The 20,275-nt window shown below is 55.3% G+C and carries 22 protein-coding genes and 1 pseudogene; 17 read left to right on the forward strand and 6 right to left on the reverse strand.

What is annotated here, in order from left to right; genetic code table 11:
- Positions 1-106 precede the first annotated feature (106 nt).
- The 7 genes and pseudogenes from KGA69_RS17560 (at position 107) to KGA69_RS17590 (ending at position 6,356) form a co-directional block, all read left to right on the forward strand.
- Positions 107-1,269 (forward strand): annotated as a pseudogene (locus tag KGA69_RS17560) (muconate cycloisomerase family protein).
- A gap of 12 nt (positions 1,270-1,281) precedes the next feature.
- On the forward strand, positions 1,282-1,572 hold the full coding sequence (gene catC / locus KGA69_RS17565; protein ID WP_015366454.1) for a muconolactone Delta-isomerase: 291 nt from the start codon (positions 1,282-1,284) through the stop codon (positions 1,570-1,572).
- 69 nt (positions 1,573-1,641) lie between these two features.
- Positions 1,642-2,568 carry a catechol 1,2-dioxygenase gene (gene catA / locus KGA69_RS17570; protein WP_015705528.1) on the forward strand — a complete coding sequence of 309 codons (927 nt, stop codon included), beginning with the start codon at positions 1,642-1,644 and terminating at the stop codon, positions 2,566-2,568.
- A gap of 111 nt (positions 2,569-2,679) precedes the next feature.
- Positions 2,680-4,062 carry a Rieske 2Fe-2S domain-containing protein gene (locus KGA69_RS17575; protein WP_045394118.1) on the forward strand — a complete coding sequence of 461 codons (1,383 nt, stop codon included), beginning with the start codon at positions 2,680-2,682 and terminating at the stop codon, positions 4,060-4,062.
- Complete coding sequence (benB, locus tag KGA69_RS17580) at positions 4,062-4,547, forward strand: benzoate 1,2-dioxygenase small subunit (protein ID WP_015366457.1); 486 nt, start codon at positions 4,062-4,064, stop codon at positions 4,545-4,547. The genes KGA69_RS17575 and benB overlap by 1 nt, the downstream gene beginning before the upstream one ends.
- Before the next feature lie 9 nt (positions 4,548-4,556).
- Positions 4,557-5,573, forward strand: coding sequence for a benzoate 1,2-dioxygenase electron transfer component BenC (gene benC / locus KGA69_RS17585; RefSeq protein WP_213292525.1), 1,017 nt, complete (start codon positions 4,557-4,559; stop codon positions 5,571-5,573).
- Between the two features lie 9 nt (positions 5,574-5,582).
- Entirely contained in the window at positions 5,583-6,356 is a 774-nt protein-coding gene (locus KGA69_RS17590) for a 1,6-dihydroxycyclohexa-2,4-diene-1-carboxylate dehydrogenase (protein ID WP_213293147.1), read from the forward strand.
- On the opposite strand, the gene yddG is transcribed toward KGA69_RS17590, so the two are convergent.
- On the reverse strand, positions 6,353-7,231 hold the full coding sequence (yddG, locus tag KGA69_RS17595) for an aromatic amino acid DMT transporter YddG (RefSeq protein ID WP_163310964.1): 879 nt from the start codon (positions 7,229-7,231) through the stop codon (positions 6,353-6,355). The two genes, KGA69_RS17590 and yddG, sit on opposite strands and share 4 nt — an antisense overlap.
- A 224-nt stretch (positions 7,232-7,455) precedes the next feature.
- Here yddG and fdnG point away from each other — a divergent pair, with 224 nt between their 5' ends.
- Genes fdnG through fdnI form a run of 3 tightly spaced genes read left to right on the forward strand, consistent with a single transcriptional unit; the run spans position 7,456 to position 12,048 of the window.
- Entirely contained in the window at positions 7,456-10,503 is a 3,048-nt protein-coding gene (fdnG, locus tag KGA69_RS17600) for a formate dehydrogenase-N subunit alpha (RefSeq protein WP_113771823.1), read from the forward strand.
- 11 nt (positions 10,504-10,514) lie between these two features.
- The gene (gene fdxH / locus KGA69_RS17605) at positions 10,515-11,399 is read left to right on the forward strand and encodes a formate dehydrogenase subunit beta (RefSeq protein WP_045394130.1); all 885 of its coding nucleotides are present in this window, start codon (positions 10,515-10,517) and stop codon (positions 11,397-11,399) included.
- A complete protein-coding gene (fdnI, locus tag KGA69_RS17610; RefSeq protein ID WP_045366159.1) occupies positions 11,392-12,048 on the forward strand; it encodes a formate dehydrogenase-N subunit gamma in 657 nt (218 codons plus the stop codon). Before fdxH ends, fdnI begins: the two co-directional genes overlap by 8 nt.
- Positions 12,049-12,099: 51 nt before the next feature.
- On the opposite strand, the gene KGA69_RS17615 is transcribed toward fdnI, so the two are convergent.
- The 3 genes from KGA69_RS17615 to ppk2 all read right to left on the reverse strand — a co-directional run bounded on the left by KGA69_RS17615 (position 12,100) and on the right by ppk2 (position 13,614).
- Positions 12,100-12,426 carry a CcdB family protein gene (locus KGA69_RS17615; protein WP_015705519.1) on the reverse strand — a complete coding sequence of 109 codons (327 nt, stop codon included), beginning with the start codon at positions 12,424-12,426 and terminating at the stop codon, positions 12,100-12,102.
- Complete coding sequence (locus tag KGA69_RS17620) at positions 12,423-12,608, reverse strand: hypothetical protein (RefSeq protein ID WP_213292526.1); 186 nt, start codon at positions 12,606-12,608, stop codon at positions 12,423-12,425. Before KGA69_RS17620 ends, KGA69_RS17615 begins: the two co-directional genes overlap by 4 nt.
- 187 nt (positions 12,609-12,795) lie before the next feature.
- Positions 12,796-13,614, reverse strand: coding sequence for a polyphosphate kinase 2 (ppk2, locus tag KGA69_RS17625; RefSeq protein ID WP_213292527.1), 819 nt, complete (start codon positions 13,612-13,614; stop codon positions 12,796-12,798).
- 195 nt (positions 13,615-13,809) lie between these two features.
- Between ppk2 and KGA69_RS17630 the strand changes: the two genes are divergently transcribed.
- The gene (locus KGA69_RS17630; RefSeq protein WP_213292528.1) at positions 13,810-14,118 is read left to right on the forward strand and encodes a monooxygenase; all 309 of its coding nucleotides are present in this window, start codon (positions 13,810-13,812) and stop codon (positions 14,116-14,118) included.
- Between the two features lie 12 nt (positions 14,119-14,130).
- On the opposite strand, the gene KGA69_RS17635 is transcribed toward KGA69_RS17630, so the two are convergent.
- Positions 14,131-14,316 (reverse strand): hypothetical protein, encoded by a 186-nt coding sequence (locus tag KGA69_RS17635; RefSeq protein WP_045394141.1) that lies wholly within the window; start codon positions 14,314-14,316, stop codon positions 14,131-14,133.
- Between the two features lie 53 nt (positions 14,317-14,369).
- Positions 14,370-14,648, reverse strand: coding sequence for a hypothetical protein (locus tag KGA69_RS17640; RefSeq protein WP_047048636.1), 279 nt, complete (start codon positions 14,646-14,648; stop codon positions 14,370-14,372).
- 276 nt (positions 14,649-14,924) lie between these two features.
- Between KGA69_RS17640 and KGA69_RS24240 the strand changes: the two genes are divergently transcribed.
- From KGA69_RS24240 to KGA69_RS17665, 6 genes are all read left to right on the forward strand, one after another.
- Complete coding sequence (locus KGA69_RS24240) at positions 14,925-15,056, forward strand: hypothetical protein (RefSeq protein WP_015366472.1); 132 nt, start codon at positions 14,925-14,927, stop codon at positions 15,054-15,056.
- Positions 15,057-15,209: 153 nt separating this feature from the next.
- Positions 15,210-16,325, forward strand: a complete 1,116-nt coding sequence (locus tag KGA69_RS17645; protein WP_015366474.1) for a branched-chain amino acid ABC transporter substrate-binding protein — start codon at positions 15,210-15,212, stop codon at positions 16,323-16,325.
- A gap of 111 nt (positions 16,326-16,436) precedes the next feature.
- Positions 16,437-17,351, forward strand: coding sequence for an ABC transporter permease subunit (locus KGA69_RS17650; RefSeq protein ID WP_032711708.1), 915 nt, complete (start codon positions 16,437-16,439; stop codon positions 17,349-17,351).
- Positions 17,352-17,360: 9 nt separating this feature from the next.
- Positions 17,361-18,647, forward strand: coding sequence for a high-affinity branched-chain amino acid ABC transporter permease LivM (gene livM, locus KGA69_RS17655; RefSeq protein WP_063447146.1), 1,287 nt, complete (start codon positions 17,361-17,363; stop codon positions 18,645-18,647).
- Entirely contained in the window at positions 18,644-19,516 is an 873-nt protein-coding gene (locus KGA69_RS17660) for an ABC transporter ATP-binding protein (RefSeq protein WP_063447145.1), read from the forward strand. The genes livM and KGA69_RS17660 overlap by 4 nt, the downstream gene beginning before the upstream one ends.
- A complete protein-coding gene (locus KGA69_RS17665; protein WP_213292529.1) occupies positions 19,516-20,232 on the forward strand; it encodes an ABC transporter ATP-binding protein in 717 nt (238 codons plus the stop codon). Before KGA69_RS17660 ends, KGA69_RS17665 begins: the two co-directional genes overlap by 1 nt.
- The last annotated feature ends 43 nt before the right edge of the window (positions 20,233-20,275 follow it).

The raw sequence follows: 20,275 nt of genomic DNA on the forward strand, positions 1-20,275 counted from the left end.
TTAACCGCAATTTAACAAGCGTGCCGATAATCGCACAACATTTCGATTATCGCCGTTGACCATCCGCCAGGCTGGACCCTATTGTCAAAGCACAGACATCCCCGTTATGGATGTGGGTACAAAAAGTTATGCATCTTTCAGGAACAAAAAATGACTGCGACCGTAGAACGCATTGAGAGCTGGTTAGTGGATGTACCGACTATCCGGCCACATAAATTATCGATGACCACCATGGGCTGCCAGACGCTGGTCATCGTGCGCATTACCCGTTCCGATGGCGTATGCGGTATCGGTGAAGCGACGACCATCGGCGGGCTGAGCTACGGCGTCGAGAGCCCGGAGGCTATCTCATCGGCCTTGACCCACTATCTGACGCCGCTGCTGAAAGGGCAGCCGGCGGATAACCTGAATGCGCTGACGGCGCGGATGAATAGCGCCATTAGAGGCAATACTTTCGCAAAATCTGCCATTGAAACCGCACTCCTTGATGCCCAGGGCAAAGCTTTAGGGCTACCGGTATCGGCGCTGCTCGGCGGCGCGCTGCAAACGTCGTTGCCGGTGCTGTGGACGTTAGCCAGCGGCGATACCGCGAAAGATATTGCCGAAGGGGAAAAGCTGTTAGCCGAGCGCCGTCATCAGGCATTCAAGCTGAAAATTGGCGCACGGGAATTAGCCACCGATCTCCGCCATACCCGCGCCATTGTGGAAGCCTTAGGCGATCGCGCCAGCATTCGCGTTGACGTTAATCAGGCCTGGGACGCCGCGACCGGCGCGAAGGGTTGTCGCGAGCTGGCGGCGATGGGGGTCGATCTCATCGAACAGCCGGTGAGCGCGCAGGACAATGCAGCGCTGGTGCGCCTGAGCCAGCAAATCGAAACCGCGATCCTGGCGGATGAAGCGGTCGCGACCGCTTACGATGGTTACCAACTGGCGCACCAGGGCTTTACCGGCGCTTACGCGCTGAAAATCGCCAAGGCGGGCGGGCCGAATAGCGTGCTGGCGCTGGCCCGCGTCGCGCAGGCGGCGGGGATTGGCCTGTATGGCGGCACGATGCTGGAAGGGACCGTGGGGACCGTTGCCTCTCTGCATGCCTGGTCGACATTGCCGCTGCAGTGGGGAACCGAGATGTTCGGCCCGTTGCTACTCAAAGACGATATCGTCAGCGTGCCGCTGACCTTTGCCGACGGTCAGGTGGCGTTGCCGCAAACGCCAGGGCTTGGTGTGGAGCTGGATGAAGACAAGCTGCGCTTCTATTCCCGTAAAGCATAACAGGAGAAAATAATGCTATTTAAAGTTGATATGACCGTTAATATTCCGATCGGGTTTCCTGCCGCCGAAGCGGATGAAATTAAACAACGCGAAAAAGCCTATTCGCAACAATTACAACGTGAAGGCAAGTGGCGACATATTTGGCGCGTCGCCGGTCTTTACGCCAATGTCAGCATTTTCGATGTAAAAGATGCCGAAGAGTTGCATCAAATTTTAATGGGATTGCCGTTATATCCATTTATGGATATTCGCGTAGAGGCGCTGTGCCGTCATCCCTCGTCTATTCGTGAAGACGATAGCTAATAATAATAAAACATGACCTCATGCCGGGGGCACCCGGCAAATATCCTACAACGATAAGAGAGAATAATTATGAGTAATGCTTTCGTACAACAAGAAGCCGTGCAGAAATTATTACGTGAAGGCGCGGGTTTAAATGTTCCTGGCGGTAACGAACGTTTTAAAGCCATTGTCCACCGTTTGCTGGAGAATATCTGCACGCTGATCGATGACTATAACGTCACAGAAGAAGAGTTCTGGCATGCGGTGAACTATTTGCACGAGCTGGGTGGGCGCCAGGAAGCGGCGCTGCTGGCGGCGGGGCTGGGTCTTGAACACTTCCTCGACCTGCGTCAGGACGCTATCGACGCGGCGGCGCATCGTGAAACCGGCACCCCTCGCACCATCGAAGGGCCGCTGTATGTGGCCAATGCGCCGCTGGCCGACCGCCATGCCCGCATGGATGATGGCACCGACGCCGGCGAAGTGATGTGGCTGCACGGCCAGGTTAAAGATAGCCAGGGCCAGCCGATCGCTAACGCCATCGTTGATATCTGGCACGCCAATACCCTGGGTAATTACTCGTTCTTCGATCAGAGCCAGAGCGACTACAACCTGCGTCGTCGTATTCGCACCGGCGCCGATGGCCGCTATAGCGTGCGCAGCATTATGCCATCCGGCTACGGCTGCCCGCCGGATGGTCCAACCCAGAAGTTGCTGGATCAGTTAGGCCGCCACGGCAACCGTCCGGCGCACATTCACTTCTTCGTCTCCGCGCCGGGGCATAAACATCTGACCAGCCAGATCAACCTCAGCGGCGACAAATACCTGTGGGATGATTTTGCCTTTGCCACCCGCGATGGACTGATTGCCGACCCGGTGAAAGTGAGCGACCGCGAGACGATTGCACAGCGTGAACTGGACGGCGAGCACACCGAAGTGCGCTTTGATTTCACCCTCTGTAAAGCGCTGAGCCCCGACGAAGAGCACCGCGGCACCCGTCTGCGCGCCAAAGAGTAATCTGCTTTAGCGGCCCCGGCCACGCTGATGGCCCGGGCCGCGCTCTACACCCGATAATCACCATATTTGCCAAATATCTTTAATCCTGAATCCTGCAGGAGGAGTTAACTCATGCAAAAAACGCTATCAGCGCTTAAAGACAAAATTAACAACGCGTTAATTGTCGATCGTGAAAATCATATTTACCGTTGCCATCGCTCTATATTTACCGATCAGCAGTTATTTGATTTTGAAATGAAACATATCTTCGAAGGTAATTGGGTGTTTCTCGCCCACGAAAGCCAGATTGCCGAGCCGGGAGATTATTATACCCTGACGCTGGGACGGCAGCCGGTTATTATTACTCGCGATAAAAAGAATGAATTGCATGCATTAATTAATAGCTGCGCCCACCGCGGCGCCATGTTATGTCGACGCAAAACCGGGAATAAAAATTCGTTTACCTGTCCGTTCCACGGTTGGACCTTCAGCAATAACGGCAAATTATTAAAAGCCAAAGATGAGAGCACCGGCGCTTATCCTGACACCTTCAAACATGAAGGGTCTCACGATCTGCAAAAATTGCCGCGTTTTCAGTCCTACCGCGGTTTCTTATTCGGTAGCCTCAATGCGGACGTGCAGCCGCTGGAGGAGTATCTCGGCGAAACCCGCAAAATCATCGATCTGATCGTCGATCAGGCGCCGGAAGGACTGGAAGTGCTGAAGGGCTCGTCGAGCTACGTTTACGAAGGCAACTGGAAGCTGGGCGCGGAGAACGGCGCCGATGGTTATCACGTCAGCGTGGTACACTGGAATTACGCCTCAACCATGTCACGCCGCAACTATGAAGCGGAAGGGACGCATGCGGTTGACGCCAACGGCTGGTCAAAGAGCGTCGGCGGCGGCTACGGATTTGACAACGGCCACATGTTGCTGTGGACCCGCGCGTTGAACCCGGAAGTGCGCCCGGTCTATGCCCACCGCGACCGTCTGCAGGCGGAGTTCGGTGAACTGCGCGCCGACCAGATGGTCAATGAAACCCGCAACCTGTGCCTGTATCCCAACGTCTACCTGATGGATCAGTTTTCTACCCAGATCCGCGTAATCCGCCCGATTGCGGTCGATAAAACCGAAGTCACCATCTGGTGTTTTGCGCCGAAAGGGGAATCAGACCAGGCCCGGGCGTTACGCATCCGCCAGTACGAAGATTTCTTTAACGTCAGCGGAATGGGGACGCCGGACGATCTGGAAGAGTTCAGCGCCTGCCAGCGCGGCTATCTTGGCGAAAATCTGGCATGGAGCGACCTCAGCCGCGGCGCGCTACGTTGGGTCGACGGCCCGGATGAACACGCCAGGCACGCGGGTTTTACGCCGCGGCTAAGCGGGGTGAAATCGGAAGATGAGGCGCTGTATATTGCCCATCATCACCACTGGCAAACGGTCATGCTGGCGGCGCTGGAACAGGAACAGCAGCGCTACAACCAGTCCATTACCCAGCGCGTGGAGGTGGCCTGATGCTGAATCTCGAACAAGTTCGTCAGTTTCTCTATTACGAAGCCCGCCTGTTGGATGACCGTCAGTGGGATGAGTGGCTGAGTTGTTACAGCCCGCAGGTGGTCTACTGGATGCCGGCATGGGGCGACGATGACCAGCTGACGCGCGACCCGCAAAAAGAGATTTCACTTATCTACTACCCCAACCGTGAAGGACTGGAGGATCGTGTCTATCGCATTAAAACCGAACGTTCCGGCGCCAGCACGCCGGAGCCGCGTACCACGCACATTATCAGCAATGTCGAGCTGATGGGCGAGAGCGATGAGGGGCTTGCGGTGCGCTACAACTGGGTCACCTGGAGCCATCGCTATCAACACACGGATGCCTATTTCGGCTCTACCTGCTGCACGCTAATTGAGCAGGACGGCAGGCCGCAGATCGTTCGTAAAACGGTACGCCTGAATAACGACTATATCCGTCAGGTTATCGACGTTTACCACATTTAAGAGGCGCTTATGACTTTTAATATTGTTCTTAATTTTGAGGACGGCATTACGCGATTTATTCAATGCAATACCGGAGAGAAGGTGCTGGATGCGGCCTATCGCCAGAAGGTAAACCTGCCGATGGACTGTTCTGACGGCGTTTGCGGCACCTGCAAATGCCACTGCGCCAGCGGTGAATACGATTTGGGGGAGGATTATCTCGACGAGGCGTTAAGCGACGACGAAGCGCAGGCTCGCCAGGTGCTGACCTGCCAGATGGTCCCGACCAGCGACTGTGTGATCGACGTGCCGGTGGCCGCCGCGCAGTGTAAAACCGCGCTGACGAACACCGGGGCGCAGGTACGACAGGTGAATTTACTGTCCGATACCGCCATCGAACTGGTGGTCGCGCTGGATGAGCCGCTGGCTTTTCTGCCGGGGCAATATATCAACATTCAGGTACCGGGCACGCCTCATGTGCGCGCCTACTCATTTAGCTCGTTGCCGGGTTCTCTCGAAGGGCGCTTTCTGATCCGCAACGTGCCTGGCGGCATGATGAGCCAGTGGTTAACCCAGCAGGCGCGGCCCGGCGACCGCCTGACCCTCAGCGGCCCGATGGGCAGCTTCTATTTGCGCAGTGGCGAACGCCCGCTGCTCATGCTGGCGGGTGGCACCGGGCTGGCGCCGCTGCTGTCCATGTTACACACCCTGCAGACACAGGGTAGCCCGCGTTCGGTGACGTTACTGTACGGGGTGACCCGTGACGACGATCTGGTGAAAACCGACGCGCTGGATGCGTTTAAACAGCAACTGACGGGATATCGCTGGCTGCCGGTAGTGGCGGATGAAAGCAGTTCCTGCCCGCAGCGCGGCTTTGTGACCGAACATCTCGATGACGCGATGCTGAATAACGGCGACGTTGACATCTATCTTTGTGGACCGCCGCCGATGGTGAATGCGGTCGCCACGGCGCTGCGCGAACGAGGAATTTCCCCGGCAGGGTTCTGGTATGAAAAATTTATCGCCAGCCAGAGCGCGGCGGCGTAAGGAGACATGATGCGTTTTACCAATAAAGTCGTCGCTATCACCGGCGCGGCGCAGGGCATTGGTCGCCAGACCGCGGAACAGGCGGCAACTGAAGGCGCCGCCCTGTTGCTGATTGACCGCTCGCCTTACGTACATGAACTGGCTGCCGTTTTAGCCCAGGCCGGAAGTCAGGTACTGGCGCTGGAGGCTGACCTTGAGCAGTGGCAGAGTACTGAACAGGCGTTTGCCGCCGGGGTCGCGCATTTTGGCCGCCTCGACGTGCTTATCAACAACGTCGGCGGCACCATCTGGGCGCGACCTTTCGCCGAGTATCAGCCAGAACAAATTGAGAAAGAGATCCGCCGCTCGCTGTTCCCCACCTTGTGGGGCTGCCGCGCGGCGCTCCCCTGGATGCTGAAGCAGGGGAAAGGCAGCATCGTCAATATCTCGTCGGTGGCGACGGCAGGGGTGAACCGGGTGCCTTACTCGGCGGCGAAAGGCGGCGTTAACGCGCTGACCCGGTCTATCGCTATGGAGTATAGCGGCAGCGGCATTCGGATTAACGCCGTCGCGCCGGGCGGTACGGAGGCCCCGCCGCGCCTGACGCCGCGCAATGAAGAGCAGCCGAGCGAGCAGGAAAAGGCGTGGTATCAGCAGGTTGTCGATCAGACGGTGGCGAGCAGCCTGATGCGCCGTTACGGCACGCTGGCGGAACAGGCGAATGCGATCCTGTTTCTCGCCAGCGATGAGGCCAGCTATATCACCGGCGTGACGCTACCGGTGGCGGGCGGCGACCTCGGCTAACGGCGGGTGGCATACCAGCAGAGCAGGGAGCCGAGACATACCATCCCGGCCCCCTGCCAGAATGACCATGAGAGCGCGGCGCTGAGCAGCACCGCCGCCAGCGCGGAGGAGAGTACCGGCGTAAAGTACGACGCCGCCGCCAGCAGGCTGACGTTGCCGTGCAGGATACCAACGTTCCACGCCGCGTAGGCCAGCCCCAGCGCCACGGAGACCGTAATCAGCTTAATGACTACCGGCCAGCTAAACTGCATCGGCGGCTGCGCGCTGGCCAAAAACTTCAGCCACAGGGTCAGCGCCGTTAATAAGACGAAGAGGGTAATGCCATTTTTGCCTTTGGCATATTTCGCGGTAACCGTGCAGTAGGCTGCCCAGATAAATGCGCCGATAAATGCCAGAAAGTAGCTCAGCGGGCTGGAGATGACGTTATTGATAATTTCATTGAGGTTGAGTCCGTGCTCGCCGCCGAGCACCCAGCTCACGCCGAACAGCGCCAGCAATAAGCCGGGGATCACCAGCCAGCTGCTTTTCTGACCGTTAAAAAGAATGGCGAATAAAATGGTCAGGCTGGGCCACAGGTAATTGACCATTCCCACTTCAATGGCCTGCTGGCGGGTGGCGGCGAAGCCCAGCGACAGGGCGAGGCAGATCTCATAGCTAACAAACAGCACGCTGCCGGCTAACAGATAGCGGCGCGGGATCTGGCGCAGGTTGGGAAAGCCGACGGTAAAAATGAGCAGCAGGCCGCTGAGACTATAAATCATCGCCGCGCCGCCGACAGGACCTAGCCCTTCGCTAACGCCGCGAATCAAGCCGACCATCGTGCTCCATAATATAATGGCGGCGAAGCCTATTGACGTCGCTCTCTTTTTTTCCATGTTTAACCTGATAGTGACTCAAACGCAGCCAGAATTTATAACATCTTTTTGCGCCCGGCGGTCGATCTTTTCCGTAGCACATAACTCTTTGGGGTTAGTCAAACTCGTCGCCGATGACTCTTTAGAGGGCTAGCGTGGGCGACCTTGATTTGACGCAATAAAAAAAGGGACATTGCTGTTAGTTTCCTCCGCGCGATGAACAAACATCCTGCATGGAGGAATCAATGGACGTCAGCCGCAGAAAGTTTTTTAAAATCTGCGCAGGCGGTATGGCCGGAACAACAGCTGCCGCACTGGGCTTCGCCCCGAAAATGGCGCTGGCTCAGGCACGCAATTTCAAATTGCTGCGCGCAAAAGAGATCCGCAACACCTGCACTTACTGCTCCGTGGGCTGCGGGCTATTAATGTATAGCCTGGGCGACGGCGCGAAAAACGCCAAAGAAGCGATTTATCATATCGAAGGGGATCCGGATCATCCGGTAAGCCGCGGCGCGCTGTGCCCGAAAGGCGCCGGTCTGCTGGACTACGTCCACAGTGAAAATCGCCTCCGATATCCGCAATACCGCGCTCCGGGTTCGGATAAATGGCAGCGCATCTCCTGGGATGAAGCTTTTAACCGCATCGCCAAATTGATGAAAGCCGACCGCGATGCCAACTTTATTGAAAAGAACGAACAGGGCGTGACGGTTAACCGCTGGCTTTCCACCGGAATGCTGTGCGCCTCGGCGGCGAGTAATGAGACCGGCATGCTGACGCAAAAATTTGTGCGCTCGCTCGGCATGCTGGCGGTAGACAACCAGGCGCGCGTCTGACACGGACCAACGGTAGCAAGTCTTGCTCCAACATTTGGTCGCGGTGCGATGACCAACCACTGGGTTGATATCAAAAACGCAAACGTCGTAATGGTGATGGGCGGCAACGCCGCGGAAGCGCATCCGGTGGGATTCCGCTGGGCGATGGAAGCGAAGAACAATAACGATGCTACGCTTATCGTCGTCGACCCACGCTTTACGCGTACCGCGTCGGTGGCCGATATCTATGCGCCGATTCGTTCCGGTACCGACATTACGTTCCTGTCGGGCGTGCTGTTGTACCTTATCGAAAATAATAAGATTAATGCCGAGTACGTAAAGCATTACACCAATGCCAGCCTGCTGGTACGGGATGATTTTACCTTCGAAGATGGCCTGTTCAGCGGCTACGATGCGGAAAAGCGCCAGTATGATAAATCGTCCTGGAACTACCAGTTCGATGAAAATGGCTACGCGAAACGCGATGAAACGCTCAGCCATCCGCGCTGCGTGTGGAATCTGCTCAAGCAGCACGTTTCCCGCTACACGCCGGAAGTGGTTGAAAACATCTGCGGTACGCCGAAAGAAGACTTCCTCAAAGTATGCGAGGTGCTGGCTTCAACCAGCGTCGCGGATCGCACCACCACCTTCCTGTACGCGCTGGGCTGGACGCAGCACACCGTCGGCGCGCAGAACATCCGCACCATGGCGATGATCCAACTGCTGCTCGGCAACATGGGCATGGCTGGCGGCGGCGTCAACGCCCTGCGCGGACACTCCAATATTCAGGGGCTCACCGATTTGGGTCTGTTGTCGACCAGTCTGCCGGGTTATTTGACGCTGCCGTCCGATAAACAGAGCGATCTGCAAAGTTATCTTAGCGCCAACACGCCGAAAGCGACGCTGGCCGACCAGGTGAACTACTGGAGCAACTACCCGAAATTCTTCGTCAGCCTGATGAAATCGTTCTACGGCGATGCGGCGCAGAAAGAGAACGACTGGGGCTTCAACTGGTTGCCGAAATGGGATCAAGCCTACGACGTCATCAAGTACTTCAATATGATGGATAACGGCAACGTCACCGGCTATATCTGCCAGGGCTTCAACCCGGTTGCGTCCTTCCCGGACAAAAACAAAGTGGTGCGTAGCCTCAGTAAGCTGAAATATATGGTGGTTATCGATCCGTTGGTGACCGAGACATCGACTTTCTGGCAGAACCACGGCGAGTCTAATGATGTCGACCCGGCTACGATTCAGACCGAAGTCTTCCGTCTGCCATCGACCTGCTTTGCCGAAGAAGACGGTTCGATCGCCAACTCCGGTCGCTGGCTGCAGTGGCACTGGAAAGGCCAGGACGCGCCGGGTGAAGCACGCAACGATGGCGAAATTCTTGCCGGGATCTATCACCGTTTGCGTGAGCTGTACCGTCGCGAAGGCGGTAAGGGCGCGGAACCGCTGCTGAAAATGAGCTGGAGTTATAAGCAGCCAGATCATCCGGAATCGGAAGAGGTTGCAAAAGAGAACAACGGCTACGCGCTGGCGGATCTCTACGATGGCAATGGGGTGCTACTGGCGAAAAAAGGACAGTTGCTGAATAGCTTCGCGCTGTTGCGCGATGACGGCAGCACCGCGTCATCTTGCTGGATCTACACCGGCTGCTGGACCGAGCAGGGTAACCAGATGGCGAATCGCGATAACGCCGATCCTTCTGGGCTTGGCAATACGCTGGGCTGGGCCTGGGCCTGGCCGCTCAATCGCCGCGTGCTGTATAACCGCGCATCGGCCGATATTAACGGCAAACCTTGGGATGCGAAGCGAATGCTGATTCAGTGGAACGGCAGTAAGTGGGTCGGTAATGATATTCCGGACTTCAATACCGCGCCGCCGGGGAGCAACACCGGGCCGTTTATTATGCAGCAAGAGGGGCTTGGGCGCCTGTTTGCGCTCGATAAACTGGCGGAAGGGCCGTTCCCTGAACACTACGAGCCGATGGAAACGCCGCTTGGCACCAACCCGCTGCACCCGAATGTGGTCTCCAGCCCGGTAGTGCGTTTATACGAAGATGACGCTATTCGCTTAGGTAAGAAGGATAAGTTCCCGTATGTCGGTACTACCTATCGCCTGACCGAACACTTCCATACCTGGACCAAGCATGCGCTGCTTAATGCGATTGCGCAGCCGGAACAGTTTGTCGAAATCAGCGAAGGGCTGGCGAAAAGCAAAGGTATCGTTAACGGCGACTGGGTGAAAGTCAGCAGCAAACGCGGCTTTATTCGCGCGGTTGCCGTGGTGACCCGCCGACTGCGCACGCTGAACGTCAACGGCCAGCAGGTAGAAACCGTCGGTATCCCGCTGCACTGGGGTTTTGAAGGCGTGGCCCGTAAAGGTTACATCGCCAACACCCTGACGCCTAACGTCGGCGATTCCAACTCGCAAACGCCGGAGTATAAGGCGTTTTTGGTCAACATCGAGAAAGCGTAAGGAGCGATTAAATGGCGATGGAAACACAAGACATTATTAAACGCTCCGCGACCAACCAGATGACTCCCGCGCCACGCGCGCGGGACTATAAGGCCGAAGTCGCCAAGCTTATCGATGTCTCCTCCTGCGTAGGCTGTAAAGCCTGCCAGGTGGCCTGTTCCGAGTGGAATGACATTCGCGATGAAGTGGGGCACTGCGTCGGCGTGTACGACAACCCGGCGGATCTCAGCGCTAAATCCTGGACGGTAATGCGTTTTAGCGAGACCGAACAGAACGGCAAGCTGGAGTGGCTTATCCGCAAAGATGGCTGTATGCACTGCGAAGAGCCGGGTTGCCTGAAAGCCTGCCCGTCCGCCGGGGCGATCATTCAGTACGCCAACGGCATCGTCGATTTCCAGCAGGAAAACTGCATCGGCTGCGGCTACTGCATTGCCGGGTGTCCGTTTAATATCCCGCGCCTCAATAAAGAGGATAACCGGGTCTATAAATGCACCCTGTGTGTGGATAGGGTCAGCGTTGGTCAGGAACCGGCATGCGTGAAAACCTGTCCTACCGGCGCTATCCACTTCGGCACGAAAAAAGAGATGCTGGAAGTGGCGCAGGAGCGGGTGGCTAAGCTTAAAAAACGCGGTTATGCCAACGCCGGGATCTACAACCCGCAGGGCGTAGGCGGCACCCACGTGATGTACGTGCTGCATCATGCCGACCAGCCGGAGTTGTATCACAAGCTGCCGAAAGCGCCGCAGATCGATACCAGTATCAATCTGTGGAAGGGGGCGCTGAAACCGCTGTCGGCGGCGGGCTTTATTGCCACCTTTGCCGGGCTGATTTACCACTACATCGGTATCGGGCCGAACAAGGAAGTTGATGACGATGAGGAGGAACATGATGAATAAATCGAAAATGATAGTGCGCACCAAATTTATCGACCGCGCCTGTCACTGGACGGTGGTTATCTGTTTCTTCCTGGTGGCGCTGTCGGGGATTTCGTTTTTCTTCCCGACGCTACAGTGGTTGACGGAAACCTTCGGCACCCCGCAGATGGGGCGTATCCTGCACCCGTTTTTCGGGGTGCTGATTTTTGTCGCGCTGATGTTTATGTTTGTGCGTTTTGTCCACCACAATATCCCTGATAAACAGGATATCCCCTGGCTGAAAGGCATTGTGGAGGTTCTGAAAGGCAATGAACATAAGGTCGCGCGCGTCGGTAAATATAACGCCGGGCAGAAGATGATGTTCTGGACCATTATGAGCATGATTTTTGTGCTGCTGGTGACCGGGGTGATTATCTGGCGCCCGTATTTTGCGGACTATTTCCCGATTCCGGTTATCCGTTACAGCCTGCTGATACACGCTACTTCGGCGATTATCCTGATCCACGCGATCCTCATTCATATGTATATGGCATTCTGGGTGAAAGGGTCGATTAAAGGCATGATTGAGGGTAAGGTCAGCCGCCGTTGGGCGAAGAAACATCACCCGCGCTGGTATCGCGATGTCGAACGCCTGGAAGCGCAAAAAGAGAGCCGTGAGGGAATGAAGTAAGCCTTTATGGGGTAAACCCGCTCCGGTGATATCGGGGCGGGCTCCCGGCATTCAGCAGTTAGTGATAAGTGTATCGATTGAATCAATGACCCCCTGACGCGCACAACTCAGATTACAGACGAAATCCTGTGGCTGGATTCGTTTATTATTTAAATTACTGATCATCGGCGTACAAAGTAAAAAGCTGTCAAACTCTATATTTATCCTTGGGGCGACATGCTGATGCCACCGAGGTAACTGTCGCGCCCGCATTAAAGGAATAATGACTCTAGTGGCCAGGTCAGCATAGTAATCATTCTGCACTATCATATAATACGGTAGGGTGTTATTTGTTTGCGCAGAACAATTTCGATAGACATTGAATTGTTCAAGCATCATAGCACCCTGAAAAACTCATCATCTGTGAGAGTACCTGCTTTTGCAATAAATTCATTCATTGCGGCAATGAATTCCTTATGTTGGCGCTGCTTATCTGTTTCTCGTAAATCCTTTCCTGTCTGCGCTGACTCCTTCTGGGCTGGCACGTCAGTACATCTTTTACGTAGCGTATTACTTTTCATAGTAGGTTCCTTGCTGGTGGTTCAGTGATTATTCTCTTTACTCACTTAAAAATAAACCTCAGCAGTAATTTTAATATTTATTTTGCGAGCCGGGTTCCAGAGCAACGCAACAGATGAAATATTAACGTTTATTGTAATAATCCTCTGCGCAGGGGGAATACTGCGCAAAGGTGATAAAGCTATTCCTTCAAAACTTCTCAGGAATAAACCGGAAAGGAAAATGGGTCGGTTTCACTTTGCCAATTTTACGTTTCGGTAAGGTAATGTGTTCCGTTGGTAGAGCCTCGTAGGGGATCTGCGAAAGCAGATGGGTAATAATATTCAGGCGTACGCGTTTTTTATCTTCCGAGCGGGCGACAAACCACGGCGCCCAGGCGGTATCGGTGGCGGCAAACATCGCATCACGCGCTACGGTGTAGTCATCCCAGCGGTTGAAGGATTTAATATCCATCGGCGATAGCTTCCAGATTTTGCGTCCGTCATCAATACGGTCGCGCAGGCGCCGTTCTTGCTCCTGCGGCGTTACCTCCAGCCAGTATTTCAGTAAAATAATGCCGGAATCGACCATCCCTCGCTCTACCATCGGCGCGCCGTCGAGGAATTTTTGCACCTCCTCCTCGGTACAAAATCCCATCACCCGCTCAACGCCGGCCCGGTTGTACCAGCTGCGATCGAAAATCACTATCTCGCCGGCGGCGGGCAGATGTTTGATATAACGCTGAAAATAGAGCTGGCTGCGTTCGCGATCGGTTGGTGCGGGCAGGGCGACGACGCGGAAAACCCGCGGGCTGACGCGTTCGGTTATCGCTTTGATGGTGCCGCCTTTGCCTGCGCCATCGCGACCCTCGAAGACGATGCATATCTTAAGCCCTTTATGCACTACCCACCGCTGTAGCTTGACCAACTCGACGTGCAGTTTACGCAACGCCTGCTGATACTCTTTCTCGCTTAACGGCTCCGTTTTGGCGGGTATGACGGGCGCAACGGTTTTTTTCTTGTTTCCCATGACAGTCCTCATTGCGTGACGGCCTGAAAGGCAGGTCGCTGTTTAAAGTGTAATCAGACCCAGGCAAAGCGGCGGAAAACTTCTCATCCGGCGGAGAGAGAAAGATAGCCATTAAGCGCATCATCTCACTGCTGATTAATCAGGAATCGGGTAGGATAGTCTCGTCAATTAGCTAAAATCATTCAGGGAGAGAGTATGTCGAAAAAACTTTTGCAGGTGCACTTTGCTTTTAGCGGCCCGTTTGGCGATGAAATGTCGGCGCAATTAGTCGAGCTCGCGCAATCTATTAACCAGGAGCCCGGTTTTATCTGGAAGATTTGGACGGAGAATAGCGCTACGCAGGAAGCCGGCGGCATATATCTGTTCGAAGATGAACAGAGCGCGCAGGCTTATGCAAAAAAACACGCCGCACGCCTACGGCAATTTGGCGTGCAGGAGATGTTCTACAAGATTTTCGATGTCAATTTAGCGCTCAGCCAGGTTAACCACGGGCCGCTCAATTAAAACAAACCGTGGTTACATATAGCGCTCAAACTGCCATGCCGCCACGGCTTCGAGGATAAACAGCCCGGATACAACGAGACCCGCCACGCGATGGCGGGAATAAAATAGTATTCCCGCGACCACGGCTAACACCGGTAACGTAATGGGCCAGCAGGCGACGATAGTAATCCAGGCGATGATCAGATAATCCTTCATCATGGCGAATACTCCATGGTCAATGTTTACCGGCGCGCACGATGCGCCGGTAAAAATCAGAATTCGACGACGCCGCCTTGTTCAATACGGTCAATATCATTGGTAACGGGATTCACCTTTTCGTTGTAATAGGTGTAGGCATTAACGTCGGGCGTCATCGTTAATTTTGGTTGTTCCGTTTTCGATTCAGGCGATTCTGCTGGTGGATTAACGGCAAGGTCTGCCGGCTCCGGCGGCGTATAATGTAACTGGTCGGCGAGATTACCCGCTGCGAAGGCGCAGGCGTTAATAGAAAGCGCGCTGATGGCGATAATAATTAATTTTTTTAAAGTCATGATTTTCATCCATGAGGCGAAACCCGCCACGGCGGCAGGTAAAAGAGCAAGGCTTAAGATAATACGTAAAAGAAGTTAATGTTTCAAAGCGTAAACGCCGTCTGGCAGCATAAAGTTGCTATTCATCGGCAATTCTTTATGGTGGCGACCTGTATTGCCGAGCATTCCCCATCCTCTCGTTATTAATTTCACATTAATGCAGCAAAATTTTCACTAGTTTTGATCATCACCGCACTTTTGCACCAGCCCGGTGCGCAAGGTTGCTAAAGTCGTTCTATGTTTAGCTCACTGTCGGTATGGACACCAGCGTTCCCGGCAGGCCACGTGACGGCAACAGACCTCCTGACCTGTAAAGACTGGCGCATTGCCGGGGTGGTACCGATTGCGGTCACGCTACGCGACTATTAGTAATCGATCTGGCGATACCTCTCTTCCTGGCGGGTTTTTTGCTTTATCTACCGAAGCCGCTACGGCTTATTCCAGCATTGGCACGTTACGCTGTAAGTGGTTTTTACTGCGCCAGTTTGTGGCGTCTGTTCGATATCGCTGAGGACTATCCGAATGTCTTTAAAACTTAAAAAGTTGACTCTGCATTTTGCAATAGCAGGTTGTTTGAGCGCGGCATTTTATGCACAGGCGGATGTGAAGATTGGCGTGGCCGGCCCATTTACCGGGCCGAATGCGACCTATGGCGCCCAATACTGGAAAGGGGCATCGCAGGCGGCGGCTGATATTAATGCAGCCGGGGGAATTAAAGGCGAAAAAATTGTGCTGGTACAGGGCGATGATGCCTGTGAACCCAAGCAAGCGGTGGCAGTGGCTAACCGCCTGGTCGACGACTCCGGCGTCTCGGCGGTGGTGGGTCACTTCTGCTCTTCCTCGACGATGCCCGCCTCCGAGGTCTATGACGAAGCCGGCATCCTGACCATCACGCCGGGTTCCACCAATCCGCAAATCACCGAACGCGGAATGAAAGATATGTTCCGCATGTGCGGGCGCGATGACCAGCAAGGGGTGATTGCCGCCAACTACATGCTGGATGTGCTGAAGGCGAAGAAGATCGCCGTCATTCACGATAAAGACACCTACGGTCAGGGATTAGCCGATGCGACACGCGCGGCGCTGGCTAAACGCGGGACGAAAGAAGTGCTGTATGAAGGCTTATCCCGCGGGGAAAAAGACTTTAATGCCCTGGTAACCAAAATCGGCGCCCTGAAACCGGATGTGGTTTATTTCGGCGGCTGCCACCCGGAAGCCGGCCCGCTGGTGCGCCAGATGCGCGAGCAGGGCGTCCAGGCTAAGTTCTTCTCCGGCGACTGCGTGGTGACCGAAGAGTTAGTTACCGCCGCGGGCGGGCCGCAGTTTACCAATGGCGTGTTAATGACCTTCGGTAAGGATCCGCGCACCATTCCTGAAGGTAAAGCGGTGATCGACAAATTCCGCGCCAGCGGTTTTGAACCGGAGGGCTATACCCTTTACGCCTATGCTTCGATTCAGGCTATCGCCGCCGCCTATAACGCCGCCGGTACCGATAATGCCAAAGCCAGCGAATGGTTAAAAAACCATAGCGTCGATACCGTGATGGGTAAAAAAGCCTGGGATGGCAAAGGCGACCTGAAAGTATCGGATTACGTGGTTTATCAATGGGATGATAAAGGCAAATATCATCAGCTGTAACCCGGGATTGTAGTGCGCATAACGTCCTCATCAGAGGGGCGTCGTACCACCATAAGCAGCAGACGTTAAGGCCTCTGCGTCTGCTGCACCTTGACTGGCAGGATGGTTCATATGGCGGCATTCTTTCTGCAACAACTGATCAATGGCTTAACGCTTGGCGCGGTATATGGGCTTATCGCCATTGGCTACACCATGGTTTATGGCATCATCGGTATGATTAACTTCGCCCACGGCGAGGTATATATGGTCTCAGCCTACCTGTGTGCTATCGGGCTGGCGCTGCTGGCCTACTTCGGTATTCACTCCTTCCCGCTGCTTATTTTCGGCACGCTGGTGTTTACGATTATCGTCACCGGGGTGTACGGCTGGGCCATCGAACGCATTGCTTATCGGCCGCTACGCAACTCAACGCGTCTGGCGCCGCTGATCTCGGCAATCGGTATGTCGCTGATTTTACAAAACTACGTGCAACTGAGTCAGGGCCCCAATCAACAGGGGATCCCGACGTTGATGCACGGCGTATTGCGGATTACGGTAGGTGATGGCGTGGTGCAAATCACCTGGACCAAAATCTTCATCCTGCTCGCCGCCTTCGTCGGCATGGTGGTACTGAGCTGGATAATCAACCACACGCAGTTAGGTCGGGTTTGCCGCGCGACCCAGCAGGATCGGCGGATGGCGGCCATTCTCGGCATTAACACCGATCGGGTGATCTCGCTGGTGTTTATGATTGGCGCCGCCATGGCGGGCCTCGCCGGGGTGCTGGTGACCATGAATTACGGCACGTTTGATTTTTATATCGGCTTCATTATCGGCATTAAGGCCTTCACCGCGGCGGTACTGGGCGGGATCGGTTCGCTACCGGGGGCGATGCTTGGCGGCCTGCTGCTGGGCGTCGCCGAGGCGCAGTTCGCCGGGTTAGTGAACTCGGATTATAAGGATGTCTTCTCGTTCGCATTGCTGGTGGCGATTCTGATTTTTCGTCCGCAGGGGCTGTTAGGCCGTCCTGTGGTGGCCAAGGTCTAAGGGGGACATATGACCGATATTTCCCGTTTAGACGGCATCGATGTCAAACGCAGCGTTATTGATAGCGTGCTGGCCGGTTTATGCGCGCTGATAGTCTTTGGCCCGATCGTCGGCATTGTGCTGAAGGGGTACAGCTTTACGCTTTCTCCACAGCGCGTCATCGTGCTGGTGGCGGTGGTAATGGCGGGGCGGCTGTTGCTCAGTCTGCTTTTGCAAACCCGCGGGGGGAAGCAGTTTGTCGGACGTTTTGAAGGCAACGACCAGGGGGTATTTGTCCGTCCCCCCGGCTATCGTAGTCGGCTGCGTTTTGTCCTGCCGCTGCTGGCGATCGTGGCTATCGTTTTCCCGTTAATGGCCAGCAAGTATCTGCTTACCGTTGCGATCCTCGGGCTTATCTACGTCCTGCTGGGGCTGGGATTAAACATCGTGGTGGGTCTCGCGGGGTTACTTGATTTGGGGTACGTCGCCTTCTACGCCATTGGCGCCTACGGTCTGGCGCTTGGCTATCAATACCTTGGCTTAGGTTTCTGGGCAATGCTGCCGCTGGGGGCGGTGATGGCGGCTTTGGCGGGGGCGTTATTGGGTTTTCCGGTATTACGAATGCATGGCGACTACCTGGCTATTGTGACGCTGGGATTCGGCGAAATCATCCGCCTGGTGCTCAACAACTGGGTGAGCTTTACCGGCGGCCCCAACGGCGTTTCGGTGCCATCGCCAACGCTCTTCGGCCTCGAGTTTGCCCGGCGAGCCAAAGAGGGCGGCACTCCGATTCATGAGTTTCTGCATATTGCCTACAACCCCAACCTTAAATTTATCTTTATTTATGCCGTGTTGTTTATCGTGGTGTTAATGGTGTTGCTGATAAAACACCGCCTGACCCGGATGCCGATTGGCCGGGCCTGGGAGGCGCTGCGGGAAGATGAAATCGCCTGCCGGGCGATGGGGCTGAATCACGTGCTGGTTAAGCTGTCCGCGTTTATGCTTGGCGCGTCGACGGCCGGCATCGCTGGCGTCTTTTTCGCGACTTATCAGGGGTTCGTCAACCCGACGTCGTTCACCTTTTTCGAATCGGCGCTGATCCTCGCCATCGTGGTATTAGGCGGCATGGGCTCGACATTGGGGGTGGTGCTGGCGGCTTTCGTCCTGACGGTCACGCCGGAGCTTCTGCGCGGCTTTGACGAATACCGGGTTCTGCTCTTTGGCGTGCTGATGGTCCTGATGATGATCTGGCGCCCGCGCGGGCTGGTACGCACCGGGCGTACCGGGGTGGAAATCCGCAAAGGAGTCGCGCCATGAGCGATGCAATATTGCAGGTCGAGCATCTGATGATGCATTTTGGCGGGATTAAAGCGCTGAATGATGTCAACCTTGAGGTTGAACGCGGATCGATTACCGCCCTGATTGGCCCGAACGGCGCGGGGAAGACCACGGTGTTTAATTGCCTGACCGGATTCTACCGCGCCAGCGGCGGCGCCATTCGTCTTAATGCCCGGCAACGAATGACCGATGTGATTCAGGTTCTCGGGCAGAAACTGCATGCCGATGATTTTTTCCATCCTGCGCGCCTGGGACGGCGGATGTACTACAAAATGTTCGGCGGCGCGCATCTGGTCAACCGCGCCGGGCTGGCGCGTACCTTCCAGAACATCCGCCTGTTTCGCGAAATGACGGTGATTGAAAATCTGATGGTGGCCCAGCATATGCAGGTCAACCGCCACCTGATCGCCGGGATCCTGAACACCCGCGGCTATCGGCAGGCGGAGAACCGCGCATTAGAGCGGGCCTTTTACTGGCTGGAAGTGGTGGAAATGGTTGACTGCGCCAATCGACTGGCGGGAACGCTCTCTTATGGCCAGCAGCGGCGACTGGAGATCGCCCGCGCGATGTGTACCGGGCCGGAAATACTGTGTCTTGACGAACCCGCAGCCGGACTCAATCCGGCGGAAACGCGTGCCCTGAGCCGGATTATTCGTTTTCTGCGAGAACATCATGGCGTCACCATACTGCTGATCGAACATGATATGAGCATGGTGATGGAAATCTCCGATCGCGTGATTGTGCTCGACCACGGCGATGTTATTGCTCATGGCACCCCGGCTGAGATCCAGGCCAACCTGAGCGTGATCGCCGCATACCTTGGTACCGATGAACAGGAGATTGCCTGATGAGCCAACCGTTGCTGGAATTTCGCGAGGTTAATGTTTTTTACGGGCAAATCCAGGCGCTGAAGTTGGTATCGCTAACGGTCAATGAAGGCGAAACGGTGGCGTTAATCGGCGCTAACGGCGCCGGAAAATCCACGCTGCTGATGTCCATTTTCGGCCAGCCGCGTATTTCCGCTGGCAGTATTATCTATCGCGGACATGATATTAGCCGCCAGTCGACGCACTATATCGCCACCAACGGTATTGCCCAGGCGCCGGAAGGACGACGTATTTTTGCCGACATGACGGTGGAAGAGAATCTGCTGATGGGCACTATTCCCATTGGTAATCGTTATCAGAATGAAGATAAAGCGCGGATGTATCGGCTGTTTCCGCGGCTGGAAGAGCGTCGCGCGCAGCGGGCGATGACGCTCTCCGGCGGCGAGCAGCAAATGCTGGCGATCGCCCGCGCGCTGATGAGTCGGCCAAAGCTATTGCTATTAGATGAACCGAGCCTGGGTCTGGCGCCGCTGGTGGTGAAGCAGATTTTCAGCATCTTGCGCGAGTTGACCGCCCAGGGTATGACGCTGCTGCTGGTGGAGCAAAATGCGTACCACGCGCTAAAACTGGCTAACCGCGCGTATGTACTGGTCAACGGCGAAATACGTCTGAGCGGTAGCGGCGCAGAGTTGCTGGATAACCCGGAAGTCAGAAATGCTTATCTGGGGATGGGTTAAGTTTTCGTCGGTCGTAAGGGGAGAAAACAGGGTGTGAAATCGG

Source organism: Klebsiella sp. A52, from assembly GCF_018388785.1.
Taxonomy (GTDB): Bacteria; Pseudomonadota; Gammaproteobacteria; order Enterobacterales; family Enterobacteriaceae; genus Klebsiella; species Klebsiella aerogenes.